The 19,971-nt window shown below is 51.2% G+C and carries 13 protein-coding genes; 8 read left to right on the forward strand and 5 right to left on the reverse strand.

What is annotated here, in order from left to right; genetic code table 11:
• Positions 1-1,140, reverse strand: coding sequence for an aminotransferase class I/II-fold pyridoxal phosphate-dependent enzyme (locus HYX48_07740; protein MBI2743790.1), 1,140 nt, complete (start codon positions 1,138-1,140; stop codon positions 1-3).
• Positions 1,141-1,459: 319 nt separating this feature from the next.
• On the opposite strand from HYX48_07740, the gene HYX48_07745 reads away from it, so the two are divergent.
• The 4 genes from HYX48_07745 (at position 1,460) to HYX48_07760 (ending at position 12,598) form a co-directional block, all read left to right on the forward strand.
• Positions 1,460-8,695 (forward strand): autotransporter-associated beta strand repeat-containing protein, encoded by a 7,236-nt coding sequence (locus HYX48_07745; GenBank protein MBI2743791.1) that lies wholly within the window; start codon positions 1,460-1,462, stop codon positions 8,693-8,695.
• 85 nt (positions 8,696-8,780) lie between these two features.
• Positions 8,781-9,968 (forward strand): hypothetical protein, encoded by a 1,188-nt coding sequence (locus HYX48_07750; protein MBI2743792.1) that lies wholly within the window; start codon positions 8,781-8,783, stop codon positions 9,966-9,968.
• Between the two features lie 28 nt (positions 9,969-9,996).
• Entirely contained in the window at positions 9,997-11,385 is a 1,389-nt protein-coding gene (locus HYX48_07755) for a glycoside hydrolase family 1 protein (GenBank protein ID MBI2743793.1), read from the forward strand.
• Between the two features lie 73 nt (positions 11,386-11,458).
• Complete coding sequence (locus tag HYX48_07760; protein ID MBI2743794.1) at positions 11,459-12,598, forward strand: endonuclease/exonuclease/phosphatase family protein; 1,140 nt, start codon at positions 11,459-11,461, stop codon at positions 12,596-12,598.
• Here HYX48_07760 and HYX48_07765 read toward each other — a convergent pair.
• From HYX48_07765 to HYX48_07780, 4 genes are all read right to left on the reverse strand, one after another.
• The gene (locus HYX48_07765; protein ID MBI2743795.1) at positions 12,595-14,193 is read right to left on the reverse strand and encodes a glycoside hydrolase family 1 protein; all 1,599 of its coding nucleotides are present in this window, start codon (positions 14,191-14,193) and stop codon (positions 12,595-12,597) included. The genes HYX48_07760 and HYX48_07765 overlap by 4 nt on opposite strands.
• Before the next feature lie 192 nt (positions 14,194-14,385).
• Positions 14,386-14,904 carry a hypothetical protein gene (locus HYX48_07770; GenBank protein MBI2743796.1) on the reverse strand — a complete coding sequence of 173 codons (519 nt, stop codon included), beginning with the start codon at positions 14,902-14,904 and terminating at the stop codon, positions 14,386-14,388.
• A 10-nt stretch (positions 14,905-14,914) separates the two neighbouring features.
• The gene (locus HYX48_07775; protein ID MBI2743797.1) at positions 14,915-15,661 is read right to left on the reverse strand and encodes a hypothetical protein; all 747 of its coding nucleotides are present in this window, start codon (positions 15,659-15,661) and stop codon (positions 14,915-14,917) included.
• A gap of 30 nt (positions 15,662-15,691) precedes the next feature.
• Entirely contained in the window at positions 15,692-16,699 is a 1,008-nt protein-coding gene (locus HYX48_07780; protein ID MBI2743798.1) for a hypothetical protein, read from the reverse strand.
• Between the two features lie 211 nt (positions 16,700-16,910).
• Here HYX48_07780 and HYX48_07785 point away from each other — a divergent pair, with 211 nt between their 5' ends.
• Genes HYX48_07785 through HYX48_07800 form a run of 4 tightly spaced genes read left to right on the forward strand, consistent with a single transcriptional unit; the run spans position 16,911 to position 19,914 of the window.
• On the forward strand, positions 16,911-17,618 hold the full coding sequence (locus tag HYX48_07785; protein MBI2743799.1) for an HAD family phosphatase: 708 nt from the start codon (positions 16,911-16,913) through the stop codon (positions 17,616-17,618).
• Positions 17,618-18,070 (forward strand): M48 family metallopeptidase, encoded by a 453-nt coding sequence (locus HYX48_07790; protein MBI2743800.1) that lies wholly within the window; start codon positions 17,618-17,620, stop codon positions 18,068-18,070. Before HYX48_07785 ends, HYX48_07790 begins: the two co-directional genes overlap by 1 nt.
• Position 18,071: 1 nt before the next feature.
• On the forward strand, positions 18,072-19,118 hold the full coding sequence (locus tag HYX48_07795; GenBank protein MBI2743801.1) for a hypothetical protein: 1,047 nt from the start codon (positions 18,072-18,074) through the stop codon (positions 19,116-19,118).
• On the forward strand, positions 19,108-19,914 hold the full coding sequence (locus tag HYX48_07800; protein ID MBI2743802.1) for a phosphatase PAP2 family protein: 807 nt from the start codon (positions 19,108-19,110) through the stop codon (positions 19,912-19,914). The genes HYX48_07795 and HYX48_07800 overlap by 11 nt, the downstream gene beginning before the upstream one ends.
• Positions 19,915-19,971 lie beyond the last annotated feature (57 nt).

Here is a 19,971-nt window from a genome sequence, read left to right on the forward strand (position 1 = left end):
CTAGTAGTCAGATCTGTCTTGGAAGCGGTGCTTAACGTACCGCTCCAAGCGGTTTAACGCCTCGGGCATATCCTTTCTTCCAAATCCCAGACGGAAGTAGTTTCCAGAAATTTCATAAACAGAACCAGGCAGAAGCATGACGCCCTCTCGGCTCACGAGATCGTCTGTGAACTCGCGGATCGGCATCTGTGCCAGTAGCTTGGGAAAAGCTGTAGATCCAGCTGTGGGCCTCTTCCAGGCGAAGAGCTTTGGATACTTCTCAAAGAAGCGGTCGAGAAGCTCTAAATTTCTTCGGATGATATTTAAATTTCTCTCCAGAATCCTCTCTTTTGCGCGCAGAGCCATGAGTGCGAGAATCTCGCTGGGGCCGCTGTTGCAGATCGAGAGGTAGAACTTATAATCCAGACACTCCTCGAGAAGCTCGCTATCTTTTGTGGCGAGCCAGCCGATGCGCAGGCCCGCGAGGCCAAAGGTCTTGGACATGACGCCGAGGCTTATCGCCTTCTCGTAGAGATCGGCAGCTGCGATGAGTGAAGTAGGGGAGCGGTGTTCGGAGAAGCGGTAGACCTCGTCGGAGAGGAGATAGGCGCCTGTGCTCTTTGCGCACTCGACGATCCTCTCCAGAGTCTTGCGGTCGATATGCACGCCCGTCGGGTTGTGGGGAAAGTTGATGACAATCAGACGCGTTTTTGGAGTGACAAGTTTAATGAGATCTTCCACTTCAAAGACCCACCCGCCGCTGCGCTCTTTGAGAGGAAGAAGAGAGACCTCTGCGCCCAGCTCCTTCGGCAGCGTGCTAAGAGACTGGTAGCAGGGAGTGGGAACGATCACATGGTCGCCAGGACGCACAATCACGCTCATCGCAGCAAAGATCGCCTCCTCTGCGCCTGCGAAGGTCCCGATCTCGCGCTCTCCGATGTTCTGGTAGAGTTTCGCAATCTCTTTGCGCAGGAGCGGGGCGCCAGGCACGGGCGTGTAGCCCAAGCTTAAACTCTCCCACAGCTCCAGAGACTCCTCGTCTGCCATGGCAAGCAGCTCCCTCATCTTCAGCGGCTCATTATCGGATCCACAAAGGATGTAGGGGGCATGGAACTCATGCCTATCGAAGTACTTCTCAAGTTTAAAAGTTGGCAGTTTCATGCTGCCCCTTATAACTCATCTCTCCACTTCCTCGCAAAAAAAAGTGGGGAGCCCTTAGAAGAGGCGCTCGGAAAAAGGTTAATGGACGTTAATGGACGAGAAACGGACACGCGCCAAAGAAAGAAATTCTTTCCCTCTCTCTTGCCCGCCTGTCCATTTCCCGTCCGTTCCTCGTCCATTATCGTCCATTATCGTCCATTATCGTCCATTTTTCCTCGGCGGGCTTCTTTAGCGATAGATCCTTAAAAGTTCTCCTTGATCTCTTATCTTGATTTGTTAATAAGCGGTTTTAACCATAAGTTTTTTTGGAGATGAAGATATGAGAAGAGAGAACTGGGTTAGGGCTTTCGGCTATGCGTACCTCTCACTCTTTGCAATGCCCGCTGTTCATGCAGTAAATGCCTTTACTGTTGATAGAGGTGGCGACACCATCACTGATGGTTCAGGAAATACGGGATCGCTGCGCTACGTATTGGATCAAGTTGTTCGAGTTAACACCGATCCTGTTGTTACGATTACTTTTAATCCAAGTCTTCCCACGATCACCCTGTCAGATCACCTTCCAATTCTTGCGACAAACGCGGTTCCTGCAACCTCTTCCTCGATCACAATCACAGGTAATGGCAACACGATCGATGGAGCTTCGAGCTTTCAAGCCTTTTTTGTAACACCCGTTTTTAGCTACAGCAACACTAGCACTAGCATCACTGTGGGTATCGATGGCCTTCACGTTCAGAACTGTAAAATTTCGGGCGGTAATGGTGGCTCAAACGGCGATGGCGGCGGCGGCGGTATGGGAGCGGGTGGTGGTCTCTTCGTAGATGCGGGAGCCTCTGTCACAGTTTCTAATAGCTCGTTTACAAGCTGTGCAGCGGCGGGCGGAGCAGGAGGTACTGGACAAAGTTATGGCGGTAATGCCCCGGGCTCAGGGGGTGGAGGAGGCTACCGCGGTGGTAATGGAGGCTCGGCATCAGGTGGAAACAACGGGGGAGGCGGTGGCGGTGGCGGATTTGGCAGCATCGGGGGATCGGGTAGTGTCGAAGGCGGAGGCGGCGGCGGCGGTGGAAACTGGATTCCAAAGCTAGACGTCACCGCTTCGAAAGGAGGCAGTGCATCTGGCAACTCTGGTGGTGGCGGCGGCGGTACGTTGACGTCCGGTGCTGCTAGCAGCGGTACAACTAGCGGAGCTGGGGGAAATAATTTTGCATCGGCAAATGGAGGTGCAGCTACCACTGGTGCAGGAGTAAACGCTACAGGCGGTGGCGGCGGCGGTTCGGGCGGAGGCTCAGGCTCCGGCGCTATTAACTCGGGCGGAACTGGGGGCTTTGGTGGAGGTGGTGGTGGTTCGGGAACAAACAATGGTCTATCTCCTGGTGCGGGGAAAGGAGGGGTAGGCGGTGCTTTTGCTGGCGGTGGCGGGGCTTCTCTAGGAGCTGCATCAGGCGGCGGAGCTGGCGGTGATTTTGGCGGAGGCGGTGGCGCCGGTGGTTTTAGTAATGGTGGTGTGGCTACTGGCAGCGGAGGTTTTGGTGGAGGCGGAGGCGGAGGCGCTTCTGGATCGAATGTATTTGGTGGAACAAGCGTTTTTGGCGGCGGGGGTGGCGGTGCCAGTGGAACAGGAGGCACAGAAGGCGGAAATGGAGGAGCTGAAGGTAGTGGTGTTGGAGGAGGCGGCGGTGGTGGTGCGGGTCTTGGCGGAGCGATCTTTCTGCGCACGGGAGGCTCTCTTACTATCGATGGAGTTACTTTTGCTTCGAGCTCTGTAAGTGCGGGATCCGGAGGTTCTCCGAATGGTGTAGCTGGACAAGCAAAAGGAGAAGATCTCTATGCTCAGAGCACAACATCTAGTAACCTCTCCTTTTCTAGCGATACGATCTTTACAAAGAGCCTTGGTCTAACTCCTGGAAGCAGCTTTAATAAGAATGGCGCTGGAAAACTCACTCTCTCTACTGCAAGTAGTTATAATGGAAATACGCTCATCAACGGGGGATCTCTGCAAGTCAGCGCTGATAACCAGCTTGGAACGGGGACGGGAATCACCATTGCGGCTTCAAAGGCGCTCATTGCAGATGGAACTTTTTCAACAGCAAAAAATATTACGATTGGTGCTGCTAGCACAGTGAGCGTTACCGCTGGAAAGACTTTGACTGAAACAGGAACGCTTGACGGTTTGGCCGGGGCGTCCTTGCAGGTCAATGATGGTACAACTACAGGAACTCTCGCTCTCACTACCGCATCGACCACCTATGCTGGTGGTACAACGATTAATAGCGGAACTCTTGCGCTTACATTAGCTGCAGGTCTTAATACGGGTGGAGCATTAACAATTACGTCGCCAGGCGTCTTTGATATCAGCGGGCTTACTGCTAGTTCAACACAAGTAGGGGACTTGACTGGCTCAGGAACCGGAAATCTCGGCAGTAAAGGCTTTACCTTTGGCACTGCTACCGCAACAGCAACATTTTCCGGAGCGCTAGCAGATGGAGGGATTAGCGGGGGCACAGGAGCTAGCATCTCCAAAGCAGGATCTGGAAACGCCGTTTTTTCGGGAGCGAATACATTTACAGGCGGAACCACAATCAGCGCAGGAAAACTTCTGCTCTCAGGCAGCGGAAGCTTAAATAGCGCTGGTGCGGTTTCTGTTGCAGGATCGACCTTCTTTGATGTCAGCGGCATTACAAGTTCAACTCAAGTGGGTGACCTCAGCGGTGCGGGAACTGTTAGCCTTGGAAGTAAAGCTCTTACCTTCGGCACAGCAACAGTATCTACGACCTTCGACGGTGTCATTCAAGATGCAGGAGTTACTGCAGGAACAGGTGGAAGCATCACAAAAGCAGGATCTGGAAACGCGGTACTTACCGGTGCAAGCACCTTTACAGGCGGAACTACAATCAATGCAGGGAAGCTCGCCCTATCTGGAAGTGGCAGCTTAAATAGCGCTGGTGCAGTTTCTGTTGCCAGCTCAAGCTTTTTCGATATCAGTGGTGTCACAACCTCTACTCAAGTTGGTGACCTAAGCGGCGCGGGAACTGTCAGCCTCGGAAGCAAAGCTCTTACCTTCGGAACTGCGACAGCATCCACCACCTTTAGTGGGGCAATTGCAGATGGTGGCATTAGCGGAGGAACCGCCGGAAGCATCACGAAAGCAGGATCTGGAAATGCCGTTTTCTCAGGAGCCAATACATTTACTGGCGGAACCACAATTAGCGCAGGCAAGCTCGCTCTCTCTGGAAGCGGAAGCCTCCTCTCTTCAGGCCCGGTCTCTGTTGCAGCCTCAACTTTCTTCGATATCAGCGGCGTCACAACTTCTACTCAAGTGGGTGACCTAAGCGGATTGGGAACTGTGAGCCTTGGAAGTAAAGCTCTTACCTTCGGCACAGCAACAGCATCTACGACCTTCGACGGTGTCATTCAAGATGCAGGAATCACTGCAGGAACTGGTGGAAGCATCACCAAAACAGGCTCTGGAAACGCCGTGCTTACAGGGGCAAACACGTTCACAGGCGGAACTACAATCAACGCAGGCAAGCTCGCTCTGTCTGGAAGTGGAAGCCTTCTTTCTACTGGACCAGTCTCGGTTGCAGGCTCAAGCTTTTTCGATATCAGTGGTGTCACAACCTCTACCCAAGTGGGTGACCTAAGCGGGGCAGGAACAGTCAGCCTCGGAAGCAAAGCTCTTACCTTCGGAACTGCGACAGCATCCACCACCTTTAGTGGCGCGATTGCAGATGGTGGCATTAGCGGAGGAGCTGGTGGAAGCATCACCAAAGCAGGCTCTGGAAATGCTGTGTTCTCTGGAACTAACACATTTACTGGCGGAACTACAATCAGCGCAGGCAAGCTGGCTCTTTCTGGAAGTGGCAGCCTCCTTTCTACTGGAGCAGTCTCCGTTGCTAGCTCAAGTTTCTTTGATATCACCGGCGTAACAAGTTCAACTCAAATCGGTGACTTAAGCGGATTGGGAAGTGTCAGCCTTGGAAGTAAAGCTCTTACCTTCGGTACCGCAACAGCATCTACGACCTTCGATGGTGTCATTCAAGATGCCGGCATCACAGCAGGAACTGGAGGAAGCATCACCAAAGCAGGGTCTGGCAATGCTGTGCTTACCGGAGCAAATACATTTACAGGTGGAACTACAATCAGCACAGGCAAGCTCGTTCTATCTGGAAGTGGGAGCTTAAATAGCGCAGGTGCGGTTTCTGTTGCAGGATCAACCTTCTTTGACGTCAGCGGCGTCACAACTTCTACTCAAGTGGGTGACCTAAGCGGATTAGGAACAGTCAGCCTTGGAAGCAAAGCTCTTACCTTCGGTACCGCAACAGCATCCACTACCTTCGATGGTGTTATTCAAGACGCCGGAATCACCGCAGGAACTGGCGGAAGTATTACCAAAGCAGGGTCTGGAAACGCCGTGCTTACAGGGGCAAACACATTTACAGGCGGAACTACAATCAACGCAGGCAAGCTCGCTCTGTCTGGAAGTGGAAGCCTTCTTTCTACTGGACCAGTCTCGGTTGCAGGCTCAAGCTTTTTCGATATCAGTGGTGTCACAGCCTCTACCCAAGTGGGTGACCTAAGCGGCGCAGGAACAGTCAGCCTCGGAAGCAAAGCTCTTACCTTCGGCACTGCGACAGCATCCACCACCTTTAGTGGGGCAATTGCAGATGGTGGCATTAGCGGAGGAACCGCTGGAAGCATCACGAAAGCAGGATCTGGGAATGCCGTTTTCTCAGGAGCCAATACATTTACAGGCGGAACCACAATCAGCGCAGGAAAACTTCTGCTCTCAGGCAGCGGAAGCTTAAGTAGTGCGGGTGCGGTTTCTGTTGCAGGATCAACCTTCTTTGATGTCAGCGGCATTACAAGTTCAACTCAAGTGGGTGACCTCAGCGGCGCGGGAACTGTCAGCCTTGGAAGCAAAGCTCTTACATTTGGTACTGCAACGGCGTCCACGACTTTTAGTGGTGTCATTCAAGATGCAGGAGTTACTGCAGGAACAGGTGGAAGCATCACCAAAGCAGGATCTGGAAACGCGGTGCTTACTGGTGCAAACACCTATACAGGTGGAACCACAATCAATGCAGGTAAGTTTGTTCTCTCTGGCAGTGGTAGTATCGCAACTACCGGAGCTATGGCTGTCGGTAGCTCGAGCTTTTTTGATGTCAGCGGAATTACCCCAGGAACTACCCAAGTCGGTGACCTCAGCGGCGCGGGAACTGTCAGCCTCGGAAGCAAAGCTCTTACCTTCGGAACTGCGACTGCATCCACCACCTTTAGTGGGGCAATTGCAGATGGTGGCATTAGTGGAGGAGCTGGTGGAAGCATCACCAAAGCAGGATCTGGAAATGCCGTTTTCTCAGGAGCCAACACATTTACTGGCGGAACCACAATTAGCGCAGGCAAGCTCGCTCTCTCTGGAAGCGGAAGCTTACTTTCTTCGGGCCCGGTCTCCGTTGCAGCTTCTACTTTCTTTGATGTCAGCGGCGTTACAACCTCTACCCAAGTGGGTGACCTAAGTGGATTGGGAAGTGTCAGCCTTGGAAGTAAAGCCCTTACCTTCGGCACAGCAACGGCATCTACGACCTTCGGCGGTGTCATTCAAGATGCAGGAATCACTGCAGGAACTGGTGGAAGCATCACCAAAACAGGCTCTGGAAACGTTGTGCTTACGGGTGCAAATACCTTCACAGGAGGAACCACAATCAATGCTGGTAAGCTTGCTCTTTCTGGCAGCGGTAGTTTGAACAGTGCAGCTCCTCTGGCCGTGACAAGTCCAGGCTTTTTCGATATCAGCGGAGTTACAACTTCTTCTCAAATAGGGGATCTGACCAGCTCCGGCACAGTGAGCCTTGGAAGCAAAAACCTCACGCTCGGAACAGCAACACCTTTAACTATATTTAATGGAGCGTTGCAAGATGGCGGCATAAGTGGAGGAGCTGGAGGGACAGTTACAAAAGTTGGAACGGGTACACTCTCTTTAACTGGAGCTAGTACCTATACAGGCGTAACAACAGTCTCAGCAGGAGAATTAAATGTGCAGGGCTCGCTTACAAGCGCCGTGACGATAGGTGTGAGTGGAATTTTAAGCGGTACGGGTAGCGTTGGCGGTGTAACAAATAATGGAACATTAACGCCTGGTAATTCGATCGGCACGTTGACTGTGAGTGGTCCCTTAACGCTCACGGGCTCATCTGTGCTTGAAAACGAGGTCACACCCCTTACAACCGATCTGATAGCAGCCTCTGGCGTTGCAACTCTAGGTGGTGAACTTGAGGTGATTCCATTATCAGGCACCTATGCTCAAACGCAAACCTATACGATTATTACAGCTGGAGGCGGCGTAGTTGGTGACTTCTCCTCACTCGTGATCACCAATCCGAACTTTATGTTAACTCGACGCATTCTAGCCAATTCCGTGCAGATCACGCTAACAACTGCAGGTCAGGGAAACATTTTTAACGGTGTCATGTTCTCAGGATCCAACACGATAAGTGTTGCGAATAATATCAACGCGATAAACGCCTCTGGAGATCTCGCACCCGATACCGATCTGGCCAACGTGATAAACTCTCTCGCAGGTCAGAGCGATGCTGTTGTGAATGACGCCTTAACTGAGATGGAGCCATCGCAGTATAGCTCTATGGAAGAGCTCAATACTGAGGTGGGGGCCGAACTCGTCTCTATCTTCCACAATAGACCCAATAGAAAATGTAGCGAATTCAAACCCTTCGATATCTGGGTAGAGCCCTTCGGAAACGTATTTGAAGTGGATAATCTAGGACAGCAGACCGGCTTCCATGCAACAATAGGTGGTGTGGCTGGCGGATTCGATGCGAAAGTCGCAAGCAACTGGGTTGTCGGAGTTGGGGGAGCTTATGACCATAGCAGGTTAAAGTGGAAAGAGAACCGCGGTCATGCAAATGTAAATAGCTACTACGGCGCGATCTACACCGACTACAAGACGTCAAAGGCTTATCTTGGAGCAACGCTGCTCGCCGGTAGCGATAGATACCACGTAACGCGTGGAATCAACTTTTTAACCATCAATCGACACGCTGTATCCCGCTTTAATGGTTACAATATCGCGGGCCAGCTCTCAGCGGGACTCTTCTGGGGCCGCTCTCGCTTTGTTGCCTCTCCCTACGTGAACCTCGACTATCTCTACCTCCATGAGAATAGATTCACTGAGAAGAAAGCGGGCGGCCTTAACTTGAACGTCTCTGAATATAACAGTAGAACGTTTAGAAGTGAGACGGGCATGAGCTTCCGCTACCGCGTAGGCGATAGAGATAAGCCCTACTGCATCACGCCGCTTGTTGCGCTTGCATGGATCGCTGATGTGCCGCTACACCGCGATAAGTACACCTCAACATTTGTAGACCAGACGATTCCATTTAAAGTCGTGGGCTGGGATCACACTTGGAACCTCTTTGCGCCGAGCGCTGGCCTTAGCTTCTCGCTGCCGCACTTTGCGTTCACGATGCAGTATACTGCGGAGATTGGAAACCACTTTTTTGGTCAAAAGGGTAATGTGCGCCTAGACTTTACCTGGTAGAATTAATAGTTAAATTAAAATTTTAACTATTAATTGTATTTAAACTTTAATTTGCGTATAATTTAAGTTTAAATATGAGAATTCTATGACCGCATTAAGTTTAGAGCCTCCAGTTGCACCAGTAGTTATACCAGCTGGCGTGCCAGAAAGGCCTTCAGAAGAGGGTAGTTTAGTCACCCAGGTGGCTCTCAGGAGCCTCAAAGAGCTGGCACTAGGCCTAGGGGGCCTTGCGCTCCTCTCCTGCCTGATCGTGCTTCCCTCCTCTACCCTCGTCTCCTACGGGGCAGCCCTCGTTACCATGGTCTTTGTAAATGCGTTAATGCATGGTGTAAAACTTTATTTGAATCAAGAGTGCCAGAAGCTGCAAGGTCCTGAGGCTGCTCCTGAGGCTGCTCCTGAGGCTGCTCCTGAGGCTGCTCCTGAGGCTGCTGTAGAGCTGGCCCGGAAGCAGCAGATGGTTCGGGCGCTTGATTATGCCCAGGTGGTCGTTACGGGCTTGCAGGAGATCGCTCTAATGCTGGCTAGCATAGGTGTTGCGGCTCCATTTATGGTCCCAACGTCCCTGCCTAGCACCTACACGAAGATCTTCGGACTTGTCGCTCTAATCAACCTAGGTATCCGATCTGCTGTGGTCTATTTGACTCACGAGAATGAGAGGCTTAAGAAGCTTGGCACACAAGAGGCGCAGTTCGATCTAGAGACCAATCAGTTCACGCAAAAGGTGTTGCACTGCCTATCGGCCGTCGGCTTCGCTACCCTTTTTGAGATGACTGCGATGACCCTTATTCATGAACAGGGACATGCGACTGCCGCGCAGGCCCTTTTTCAAGACTCAAGACCCGAGATCCGCATCTACTGGGACCACGCCGTTACCTTCCATTGGAGCTACAAACTGTCACAATTGGGAAGGTACTACGGAATAGATCTATCCCGTCTATTGGTAAGCGGCGCTGGGACTGCGGCTACATTCACTGCCACTCTTGCTCTTTTAAGTGCAGCCCACTTCACACAAGAGTCGCATCCGGAACTTAGCACCTACCTGCATATGATGGCCCTTTTTAGTCTGGTGCAGAGTCTTATCTACGCCGCGTCCGCTTTTTTTGATAAATCACCAGGCCACGATTTCAACTCTCTCTGGATGCATGGAATTCATCCGCTGGTCTCAATGGCTTTTCTGATTCTAGTGCCGCTTCTATTTAAGCTCCTGCTTTGCGCAGGGGAGCAGCTGGCTGCTAGGTTTAAAGAGAGTGAATGCTTGAAACTTTGCACATAGAGTGTTATTTTAAAATTAATATTTATATATGACTAAACAACAATTTGGCGACTTTCATAAAGTTTTAGAAGATCCAACTCTATGGCATAGCTTTGGAGATTTTAAAAACGCGCCCCCTCTCGGCCACGGCAATCCCCACTTTCTATTCGGGGTAGCAACAAGCATGTTCCAAGACTCAGGCGCAACGCACTGTCCAGAGTCGCAGTGGAGCGATTGGGAGAGCCGCTGCCTACCTGTGAATAATCGATCGGGTGCTGCAGTAAACCTCTTTGAGCTCTACCGCACCGCTCCCCAAGAGGTGATCAAACGCCTGAAGCTTTTAACCGTAAACACCTACCGCTTTAGCATCGAATGGTCCCACTTAGAGCCCGAACAGGGAAAGTTCAATCACGAGAAGCTGCAAACCTACGTCGAGTTTTGTAAGGCCTTACGCGACCATGAGATTCAACCACTCATCACGCTCCACCACTTTTCAGAGCCCCGCTGGTTCCACGAGATGGACAGCTTTGAAAAAGAGGAGAATATCGAATACTTCCGGACCTTCTGCAAATGGGCGTTTAAAGAGCTCGTTCAGGAGTATAAGGGAGCTCCGCTGGTTCAGCTCTTTTGCACGATCAACGAGCCTAGCATTGAGGCAAATTGCCGCTACGTCGTCGGCTACTTCTCTCCAGGCCTCTACTGCCGCTTTTCCAGAGCCGCCCGCTTCCTCTTAAATCTCTTGAAAGCACACTGCTGCGTTTATGCCGACTTAAAAGAGATCGCAAGAGAAGAGAAGCGAGAGGGGATTAAGATCGGTATCACCCACCAGTACCTCCAGTTCTCTCCCCAGAGCTTTTTTATGAAGCCCGTCACTTCGTCTCTCAACAAGTTTCACGAGGCGGTACTCAACTTTTTTAAGACGGGAAGATTCGAGTGCAAAATTCCGCTTCTCTGCAACGTCGTTGAAGAGTGTGCAGAAACGCTGAAGCCAAAGGCGGACTTTGCAGGCGTGCAGTTCTACGGTAGGGTCTACTTGGGACTCAAGGGGGTACTCTCTCTTAACAAGCCGCAGACGACGATGCAAGGCATCTACGAAGATCCCGAAGGCCTCTTTGAAGCGATCGTCTCAGTTCACGAAGCGTTTAATGCACCTGTGATCGTCTCCGAGAATGGGATCTCCACAGAGTGCGACGAACAGAGGGCGAGATACCTCTCCCGCGCGCTCTACTCAGCCGAACAGGCAAGAGAGAAGATTGGCCCTGAAAACATGCTGGGCTACATCATCTGGTCGTTTAGCGATAACTTCGAGTGGTTCCTCGGCTGGAAGCCCCGATTTGGCGCCTTCTCACTTACAAAAGAGCGCACCCTTAGTGAAGAGTATAAGCCTGGGGTTCAGCCCTTTGTCGAGATGATCAGCGCCTGGAAAGCTTCTCTTTAAGTAAAATTTTTAATCCACATTTTTTTATTTTTCGATCTGCTATAATTTCTCCATAATTATGTGGAGTTATTGAATGTCAGAACCAATCCCCGCTGCACTGCCAGTTACATTTAACCCTATGCTCATCTCTTGGAACGATCAGGTCGGGCAGGCGCTCAGCTGGGTTGCTCTTAAGCTTCAGTGGGGGATGCACTACTCCTCAGAACAAGTTCTCCACGCCTACTCAGCCATACTTCCAGGAGAATTTGGAAATTTTGAGAGTGAAGAGATCGAGATGCTCGTCCGCGTCGCCCGTGTGGCACTCACGGTACTCTTTGCCCCTCTAACCCTTGCCTTAACATTCTGCGGAGTTGCGTTAGAGCTCGTTGCTAACTGCTTCAAGAGCTCGCCCTGCACCTACATCAAAGGCGAGAGTGAAGGGGAAGCTCCAAAAAATAAGTACCGTCTTCTCACGCTGAATGCGTGCATGTTCTGGGGAGGCCTTCCCATTCCATTTGGAGGAGTAAGACCCGCTTCTGAACGAGTTGAGCAGGTTGCAGATTTCTTAAAATATATGAATTCAGATCTTGTTGTGATGCAGGAGGTCTCTTTTGGTCCTGCGCGCGCCTTGATTGAGAAGTTGAAAGGCGATTACGCCCACTTCTACACGCAGATCGGCCCGAACACGGGGCGGATGGAGAGCTGCCTCTTCTTGGCGTCGAAACAGCCCATCCTTAGAGAGCCTATCTTTGTCGAATTCCCCGATCAGAATGGAATTAAGCGCGGGTTTTTCTGCGTTGAGACACCTAAAAGCTGGGTTATTACAACTCACATGGAAGCTGGAAATAATCCAGAGATGCGTAGGGCGCAGCTTGCACTCATCACTCAGAAGATTCCCGAACTAAAGCAGCTCTCAAACAAGCCCTGCTTCCTTCTCGGTGACTTAAACATCCACCGCACACTGGATGTGGGGAGCGAGTATCTCGCATCCGGGCTTCAAGAGAACTATTTCAATCCTCTTACGCAGCCAGAGGATCATGACACCTGCACCGATCTACACACAGCACGGGTGATGGGCCGTGAGAGGCCCGTGCCATCTGGACAGGCTGTCGATTACGCACTGGTGGATGAGAGATCTTTAGCCGAACACCCTCTAAATCTATCAGCTCGCCTCGTCAACACACTGGATATAAGCGATCACTACTCTATCATCCTCGAGGTCGAGCACAATTAAGCAGCGGCGTCTGCTGCCAGGAGGCTTCTTCTCCAGGCCTGAGTGGCACGGATGAAGGTATCCATGCCGGGTTTTGGATCTGCAGCGATGCTTCCACCTGTTACAGGATAGGCCCCGAACGCCTGAGGCTGCATTCCCATATCCCATTCGAAGTTATTGCCAATCGACCAGGTGAGGTAGCCTCTGAGCTTCTCCTTTCCAATCGCCTGCTGCACCCTCTCTGCTGTGTAGAGGGCTCTCTGGTTAAATCTGGAGCGCTGAGCGTTGTCATGAGTGGAGATGCCCATCTCTGTGATGATGATCGGCTTCTTGAAGGCGTCATAGACCTCTAGTGCAGCCTCGTAGAGCCCCTCTGGATCTTCATGAAAGGGCATCGCTGTCATCGCCTCGCCGTCGCTCGTGGGCCCAAGCATGCCAATCTTTGGACGCACGTAGTACTGCAGGCCGACAAAATCGGTCGGCGGATGGAGGTTCTTCTCCACAATGTTGCAGATTAGCGGGAACTTGAATTCAAAGTCGCCCGTTTTAAAGAAGTTTAAAACGCTCTCGTTGATCAGGCGATTTAAGTAGCGCGTTACTAAAAATAGTAGCGGATTTGTGGGCTTAAATGAGAGGCGCTGGTGCACGATGCCGATCTGCACATTGGGCTCTATTCTTTTTAGTGCGTCGTATACGGCGCAGTGGGCTTTTAGCGCACCTTTAAGGAAGATGCCAGCTCTTTCGAAGTCCATGACCACTCCAGGGGAGTAGGAGCCACGCACGTAGCGCGAGAAGGCCTCGATATTCGGCTCATTGATCGTGCAGAAGTGCTCGACAAGGGGTCTGCCTTTGTAAGGCTGAGCAAGATGGGTAAATACTGGCACTGCATAATCTACAAAGAGCTGGATGTTCTCCTCTCTTTCAAAGCTTCCAAAATCGTGGAACCACTGCGGCTCGGAAAAGTGGTGGAGTGTGACCATGGGGGCGATTCCCTCATCGCGCAGATGCTTGCAGAGGTCGATATAGATCTGCAGCGCATGCATATTGAAGATGTTCTGGTCAGGCTGGATATGGCTCCACTCGATTGAAAAGCGGTAGGAGTTAACGCCCAGCTTGTGCAGGCGGTCTGTGATCTCTTTGCGTCCTGCAGGCGTCTGATAGAGGCTGAAAAAATCGCTGCTCTTTCCAGAGCGGTTGCTCTCGTCGGGAATGCAGCTTCTCTCCCACTTAGCCCACTGAGAGGCGGGACAGTTTTCACTTCCCGAGTCTTGATAGGTGCAGGTGGCTGTGCCATACAAAAATGTAGGATCGTCATGGCCGAGCGCAATCTGCCCTTCAAGATCTCCAAGCTGATCCCAGAGGCGCGCATCTCTTGCAACTGCCGAAAAGTTCTGACTGGGGTCTTGCGCCTCTTCCGCAACGAAGAAGCTAAGTGCATAGTTTGCAGCTTTGATGATGATAACAAGGCAGCCCGTGACCAGACCTGCAGGTAGAAGAAGGAGAGAGGGGAGCGCATGCCACACCCTCGAATCAACCGAGTCCGCAGGAAGAGGTGTTAAGCTCTCCTCGAACGCCTCCCAGATGAAGTCATTCGCAGAACCGATCGCCGTAACCATATTAATTCCTTGTAGATAGGTTCTTTTTTGGAGTGCGGCGACTCGGCGCCGCTTTTTCTTAAAATCGACTTGTCGATTTTGTTAGAAGTTAAGAGAGATCGCCAGGTCGATCTCGAGAACAGCGGCGCCGAGTCGCCCGAGAAAAGCGGCGCCGAGTCGCCGCACTCCAAAAAAGAAAAACTCATAGAGCTGTTATGTAGGAGAAAGGTCAAGCATTTCAACTGTTTGAAGTGGGTTTGTGGCGTAGCCGTAGGGCAGGCAGCTATATTGCAGCAGAGGTCGCGTCTCAGGATTGGCATCCATTGCAACTATGCCTAGCATGACGAGAAGGGGATAGAGCAGTAGCAGTGGTTCTTCAGCTAAGAGTGCAAGTGCAACTGTGCCGATTAGCAGCGCGCTGATCGTAAGAGTCAAGAGACCGATAAGATCATATCCCGCTGCGAGCAGATGCTCATGCTTTTTTGTGGAGAGAGCAGCTGGCTCGGGTGCACAGAGCTGCTCAAGTGCGATATAGGCCACGCAAGAGATATGGTAGAGGATGCCCGCTGGTGCCGCGACGCACACACCGAGGGAGTAGGCTCCCCTAGCCATCGCTAGAAGCCCCTCTTCGCAACTAAAAGGAGCCTGCCCTTCGGCCACCTCCTCGCGCGGAGGCTCCATCATCCTTGCACCAAAATGCAGATACTGGGCTGTAAAAGAAGCTGGTGTCATGGGTGCTTCCTTAAGTTAGAGCTGGTAGAGCCTGGCCGTATTGTGCTTCAAGTGCCGCTTTTCCGCCGTTTGCTAAGGCATTGTGCTGGAGGAGAGCTCTGTGGAGCTCTGGAATCTTTCTAACAAAGACTTCTTGAGCAGTTCCTCTGCCCTTATCAACATCACTTCCCATCTCCATAGATAGAGAGTGTAAAACCTTCAGTAGAGACCCTCTGTGAGAAGGAGGAATCTCCTCTACTGCGATTTTATCGTGCACACACGCTGCATATAGAATCTTGCCGAAGTAGAGCTGGGGCTCTGAATCGAGCGCAAGAAGCGCCATCGTTGGCTTTAATGCAAAAAGCAGCTGGATGGAGAGATATTCGTGATCCAAGTCCGCAAAGAGAGGCATTAGAATAATCGCTGCAGGCATTATCAGATGGACAGGATCGAGTAGGAAGATTGCAAGAGAGACTCTCACGATAAAAATGAGTGTGACTGCAGTGAGAGCAGCAGCTAAAAGGTCGTGAGCACCTGCGGCAAGATGGTCAACTGCTCTTGCTCCTAGACTCTCTGCAGCGGATGCATTGTTTTCGCATAGCGTCTGAAGCGCATAGTATGCAGCAGCAGAGATGTGATAGAGGAATCCGGCAGGGGCAACAGCGCAGAGGCCCAGGGCGTAGACGCCGCGAGTGACCTCTTTCTCTGTGGTTTCTTCTTTGCCAATTACCTCCACGCCATAGTTAAGGTAGTGTTGTGAAAGGGCTTCTATTGACATGGGTAATCTCCTTAGTTTTGTTTAAATTTTTTAAGCTGGTCCGCCTGGTGCGGCCGCAGCAGCAGCTGCCGCAGCTGCAGGAAGAGCAGGAGCCGGCGCGCCTACAGGCGGAAGTGCGTCATGAATGGATTTATATCTTCTTGTGAACTCACGGATGAGATACTCCTCCTTCGATAGACCATTACGATTTTGCTCGGTACTGGACAGAGTCAGGGCTATTACAGCTGCCTTCAGCTGCATAATCTCATCTTTTTTTGCAGCAAACGCCGTAAATCTCTGCTGGTATTCAGGAGTGAGCTTATTGTAACGGCTGAGCAGTGTCGGATAGAAGAGAGAGAGCTCTATAGCTTTTGAAAAAAGATCTTCTGCTTCGTAGGATCTAGCGATGCGTTGCACCTCTTCATTGTAGTCTTGAATCTCCTTCTCAGAAAGCGGAGTATCAATAGCCCATCCCTTAGAAACAGCTTTAGAGTAGGCAAACTCTGCCGAATAGCGCTCTTGGTCGCTTACCCCATTGATCTTCACATCAGAGAGAAGCTTCACCCAAGCGGCTGCGCTGAGCATGTAGTTAAAAGGAAGAGCCCACTCGTGGGGCTTCTCGTTATCGACCAGGTAGAGTTCAGCAAAGAACAGAAACATGGGAGCTACAAAAATAGGCTCACCCGAGAAGAAGAATTCGGCTACTGCGAGGATAACGATGAGACCAAGAAGAACCATGCCGCAAGCGAGGGCGTCCATTCCTGCTGCGCTGAGGTGCTGCCAGGAGTGGTTTCTAAGCGTTTCAGCGGCCTTATCATCTTCCTGACAGAGACTCTCGATTCCTCTGTAGGCTGCCATGCAGATGTGATAGGCGAGGCCCGTGGGGGCGATGATCACCGTGCCAAGGCCGTAGATTCCACGGCCTATGCCCAGAAAGAGCTCTGGACACTCAAGAGGAGGCTCTTCTCCTCTTAAAACAGAGGTAGCTGCAGTCACGGGATCGCTACTTAAAAATTTAGAACCTTGGTACAGGTACTCCGCTGTAAGTGATACTGCCATGCAACGATCCTCAATTTAAAGTGGTCCTAAATTATAACAAAAATCTGTATTTCAGAGAGAATAAAATAGAAAATATTACGAGCTTAATAGGGCTGAACTCTACGGGATGAGATATATTAAATTTTTCATGGGTGATAATTTATTTTTGACCAAAAATCTATTGAGAATTAGCCTAATTCGATTCATGATTTGCTCTTAAAAAAGAGGTCGCTTGAAAGAGAATATTTTAGGAATTATTTTTGACTGCGATGGGACGCTGGTCGACACGGAGCATGCTCACTTTTTAAGCTGGCAGAAGGCTGTGCATAAACGGGGGATGCCCTTCTCGAAAGAGGAGTATGCGCCATTTGCGGGCAATAATGCGATTCACGTCTCTCGCAAGCTGCAGGAGAAGCTGCCGACGGACTCTCCCGAGGCGATCTACCACGACAAGCACCAGGCCTATCAAGAGTTTCATAAAAGCGGAATCCCCTTAATCGAGCGCACGGTTCGCTTTCTGCGTGTGCTCATCGAAAGAAGAGAGGAGCTTCAGATCAAGCTTGCGGTGGCCTCTGCAGCACCTAAACGAGAGCTGCTAAACAACCTCGAGCATCTGGGGCTCACACACGCCTTTGAAGCGATCGTTTCAGGCGAGGATGATCTTTCGCATATTTCCGATCCAGAAGGCGTGAATAAGCCTAAGCCCTACATCTACCTGCATACAGCAGGGCTTCTCGGCCTTAAGCCTTCGCGCTGCGTGGCATTTGAAGATAGCCGCACAGGCGTGCTTGCAGCTGTCAGTGCAGGTCTTATCACCTTTGCTGTTCCGAACGCCTATACAAGCCAGCACGACCTTTCAAGCGCAACATTTCTGATCGACCCTCAAGCGGAGATCGATGTCGATGAGTTCTTTCGAAAAGTCCGCAGCAGAATAAACTGATGTCGATTAAGAGATTTTTTCGAGCGTTTGTAGGAGTGAAGAAGAGCCGGAGCCGCGCGCTCTCCTCGCCTCAGGGCGAGTGCTATAACCTCAAAGAGATCTACGACAGGCTAAACGCGCACTATTTTGAGGGAAAGCTCGATCTTGCGATCACCTGGGTGGGAGATAAGAGCTCGATGCCAAGGCGGCGCGTGATGTTCGGCTCTTACAATCAGCGCGACAAGCGCATTCACATCCACAGGCGTCTCGATCAAGCGCACATCCCAGAACACTTCATCTCCTACGTGATCTATCACGAGATGCTGCATCACGTTCTTCCTCCGCTTAAGAGCAGGAGGCATACGAGAAGAATCCACCATCCCGCTTTCATCCAGCGAGAAAAAGAGTTTCAAGAGTATGATCTGGCAAAAACATATAGCCAGAGCATGAGAAGCTCCTGGTTTAGCAAATAACATGTTTCGGAAAATTTTTTTCGCACTCACACTCTTTGCTCAGCTGACTCTTTTGAGCCAGCAGATTGAGACCTTTTACGGTCCAATTGAGGTAGAAGAGCCCCTCATTCTAGAGCTTCTGAATAGCCCGGCGGTGCAGCGGCTAAAGGCCGTGCACCAGTATGGAGACTCCTACTACACAACCCACAGAGAGGAGTACTCACGCTACGATCATAGCGTGGGAGTTTTTGCGATCTTGCGTCTAAAGGGCGCCTCATTCGAAGAGCAGATCGCAGGTCTTCTCCACGACGCCTCACACACTGTCTTTTCACATGTCGGAGATTTTCTATTTAACTTCGAATCGCAAAAGGACGCCTATCAAGATAGCGTTCATGAATGGTTTTTAAAGAGGTATGGAGTAGGGGAGATTCTGGAGAGGCATGGTCTTACTATTTCGCAAATCCACCATAAGCATGGGGGCTTTCAAGCTTTGGAACAGGAGCTTCCTAACCTATGCGCTGACCGCATCGACTACAACATCCAAGGGGCCTATTTGCGCGGGATGATAACGAAGGAGGAGGCTCTTGAGATCGTTGAGGATCTAGAGTTTTCTGAAGGAAGGTGGATATCGACAAAGCCAGCCCTGATGCGAAAGGTGGCTCTCTTTTCGCTTTTAATGACGCACAGCTGCTGGGGATCGGCGCGTAGCTACCTAACCTCGCTCTGGCTTGCAGATGCACTGAACAGAGCTTTAGCCGAGAAGATTCTCTCCTCGGAGGAGATCTCTTTCGGTACAGATGATCAAGTCTGGGAGAAGCTTCAAAATGCCGAAGATCCCCACATCCAAAAAATGATGGCACAGATCGCAACTGCAGAAAGCCACTTTACTCTAGTAGAGAGGGGAGAGGCCGATCTACATGTGAAGAGAAAATTCAGAGGGGTCGACCCCTGGATTAGAATGGGAGACCGGTTGGTGAGGCTCACAGCTATTGATGAGGAAATCAGGCTGGAGTATGAGAGGGTAAAGACGGTGATGCGAGAGGGGTGGCAGATCAAATATGTACGCTGAAGAGCTGCAGTGGATTCACAAGCTGCAAGAGTGGATGAGATCGCCCTGGATGGATCAGTTTTTCATCTGCTGGAACTATGTGGACTCTCACGCGTTCGTCTTCGTGCTTATTGCGACTATCTGGTATCTGGTAAGCCGGCGCGTGGGGATTAAGATGGCCTACATTCTAATTCTAAGCGCGGTGGTGAGCAAGGTGTTGAAGGGGTTTTTCGATCTTCCAAGGCCGTGTCAGCTCGATCCATCAGTGGGTGTTCTCTGTTTTTCGACTCCGGGATTTCCAAGCGGTGCTGCGCAGACGGCGGTGCTCTATGCTGGCATTGCGTTCATCGAGTGCAAAAACCAGCTCTTTCGATGGAGTGCGCTTATCTTTGCTCTTATGCTCTGCTTTTCAAGAGTCTACCTCGGAGTGCACTTCTTCACAGACATTCTAGGTGGCCTAGCTGTCGGGGCGGGACTTCTGCTTATCTACTGGAAGCTCTTTCCGCTTGCAGAGAAGAAGTGGAAGGTGGCGATCTTCGCATTTCCGCTTCTGCTTCTTGCCATTGGGCAGCTGGGGGCTCTCTATCTCGCTTGCCACTCTCTGGGGATAGGCTGCGGACTTCTTCTTGGCGAGAAGCAGCAGAAGATCCTATGGATAGGACTTGCCCAGCTGATCGTTGTTTTTCTGGGGGTCTGGTTCGGAGAGATGGGCACTACTCTCTACCCCAGCTTAAAATTTTTACTTGGCTTTGCAACGGGCTTCTGGATCAGCTACCTAGGCGCCGTCCTCGTTCGAAAATCCACAAAAAACTTTTAATAGATCCTGTTCTTTTTTGGAGTGCGGCGACCCGGCGCCGCTTTTCTCAACATCGGC

The organism is Chlamydiales bacterium (assembly GCA_016185065.1).
Lineage (GTDB): Bacteria > Chlamydiota > Chlamydiia > Chlamydiales > Rhabdochlamydiaceae.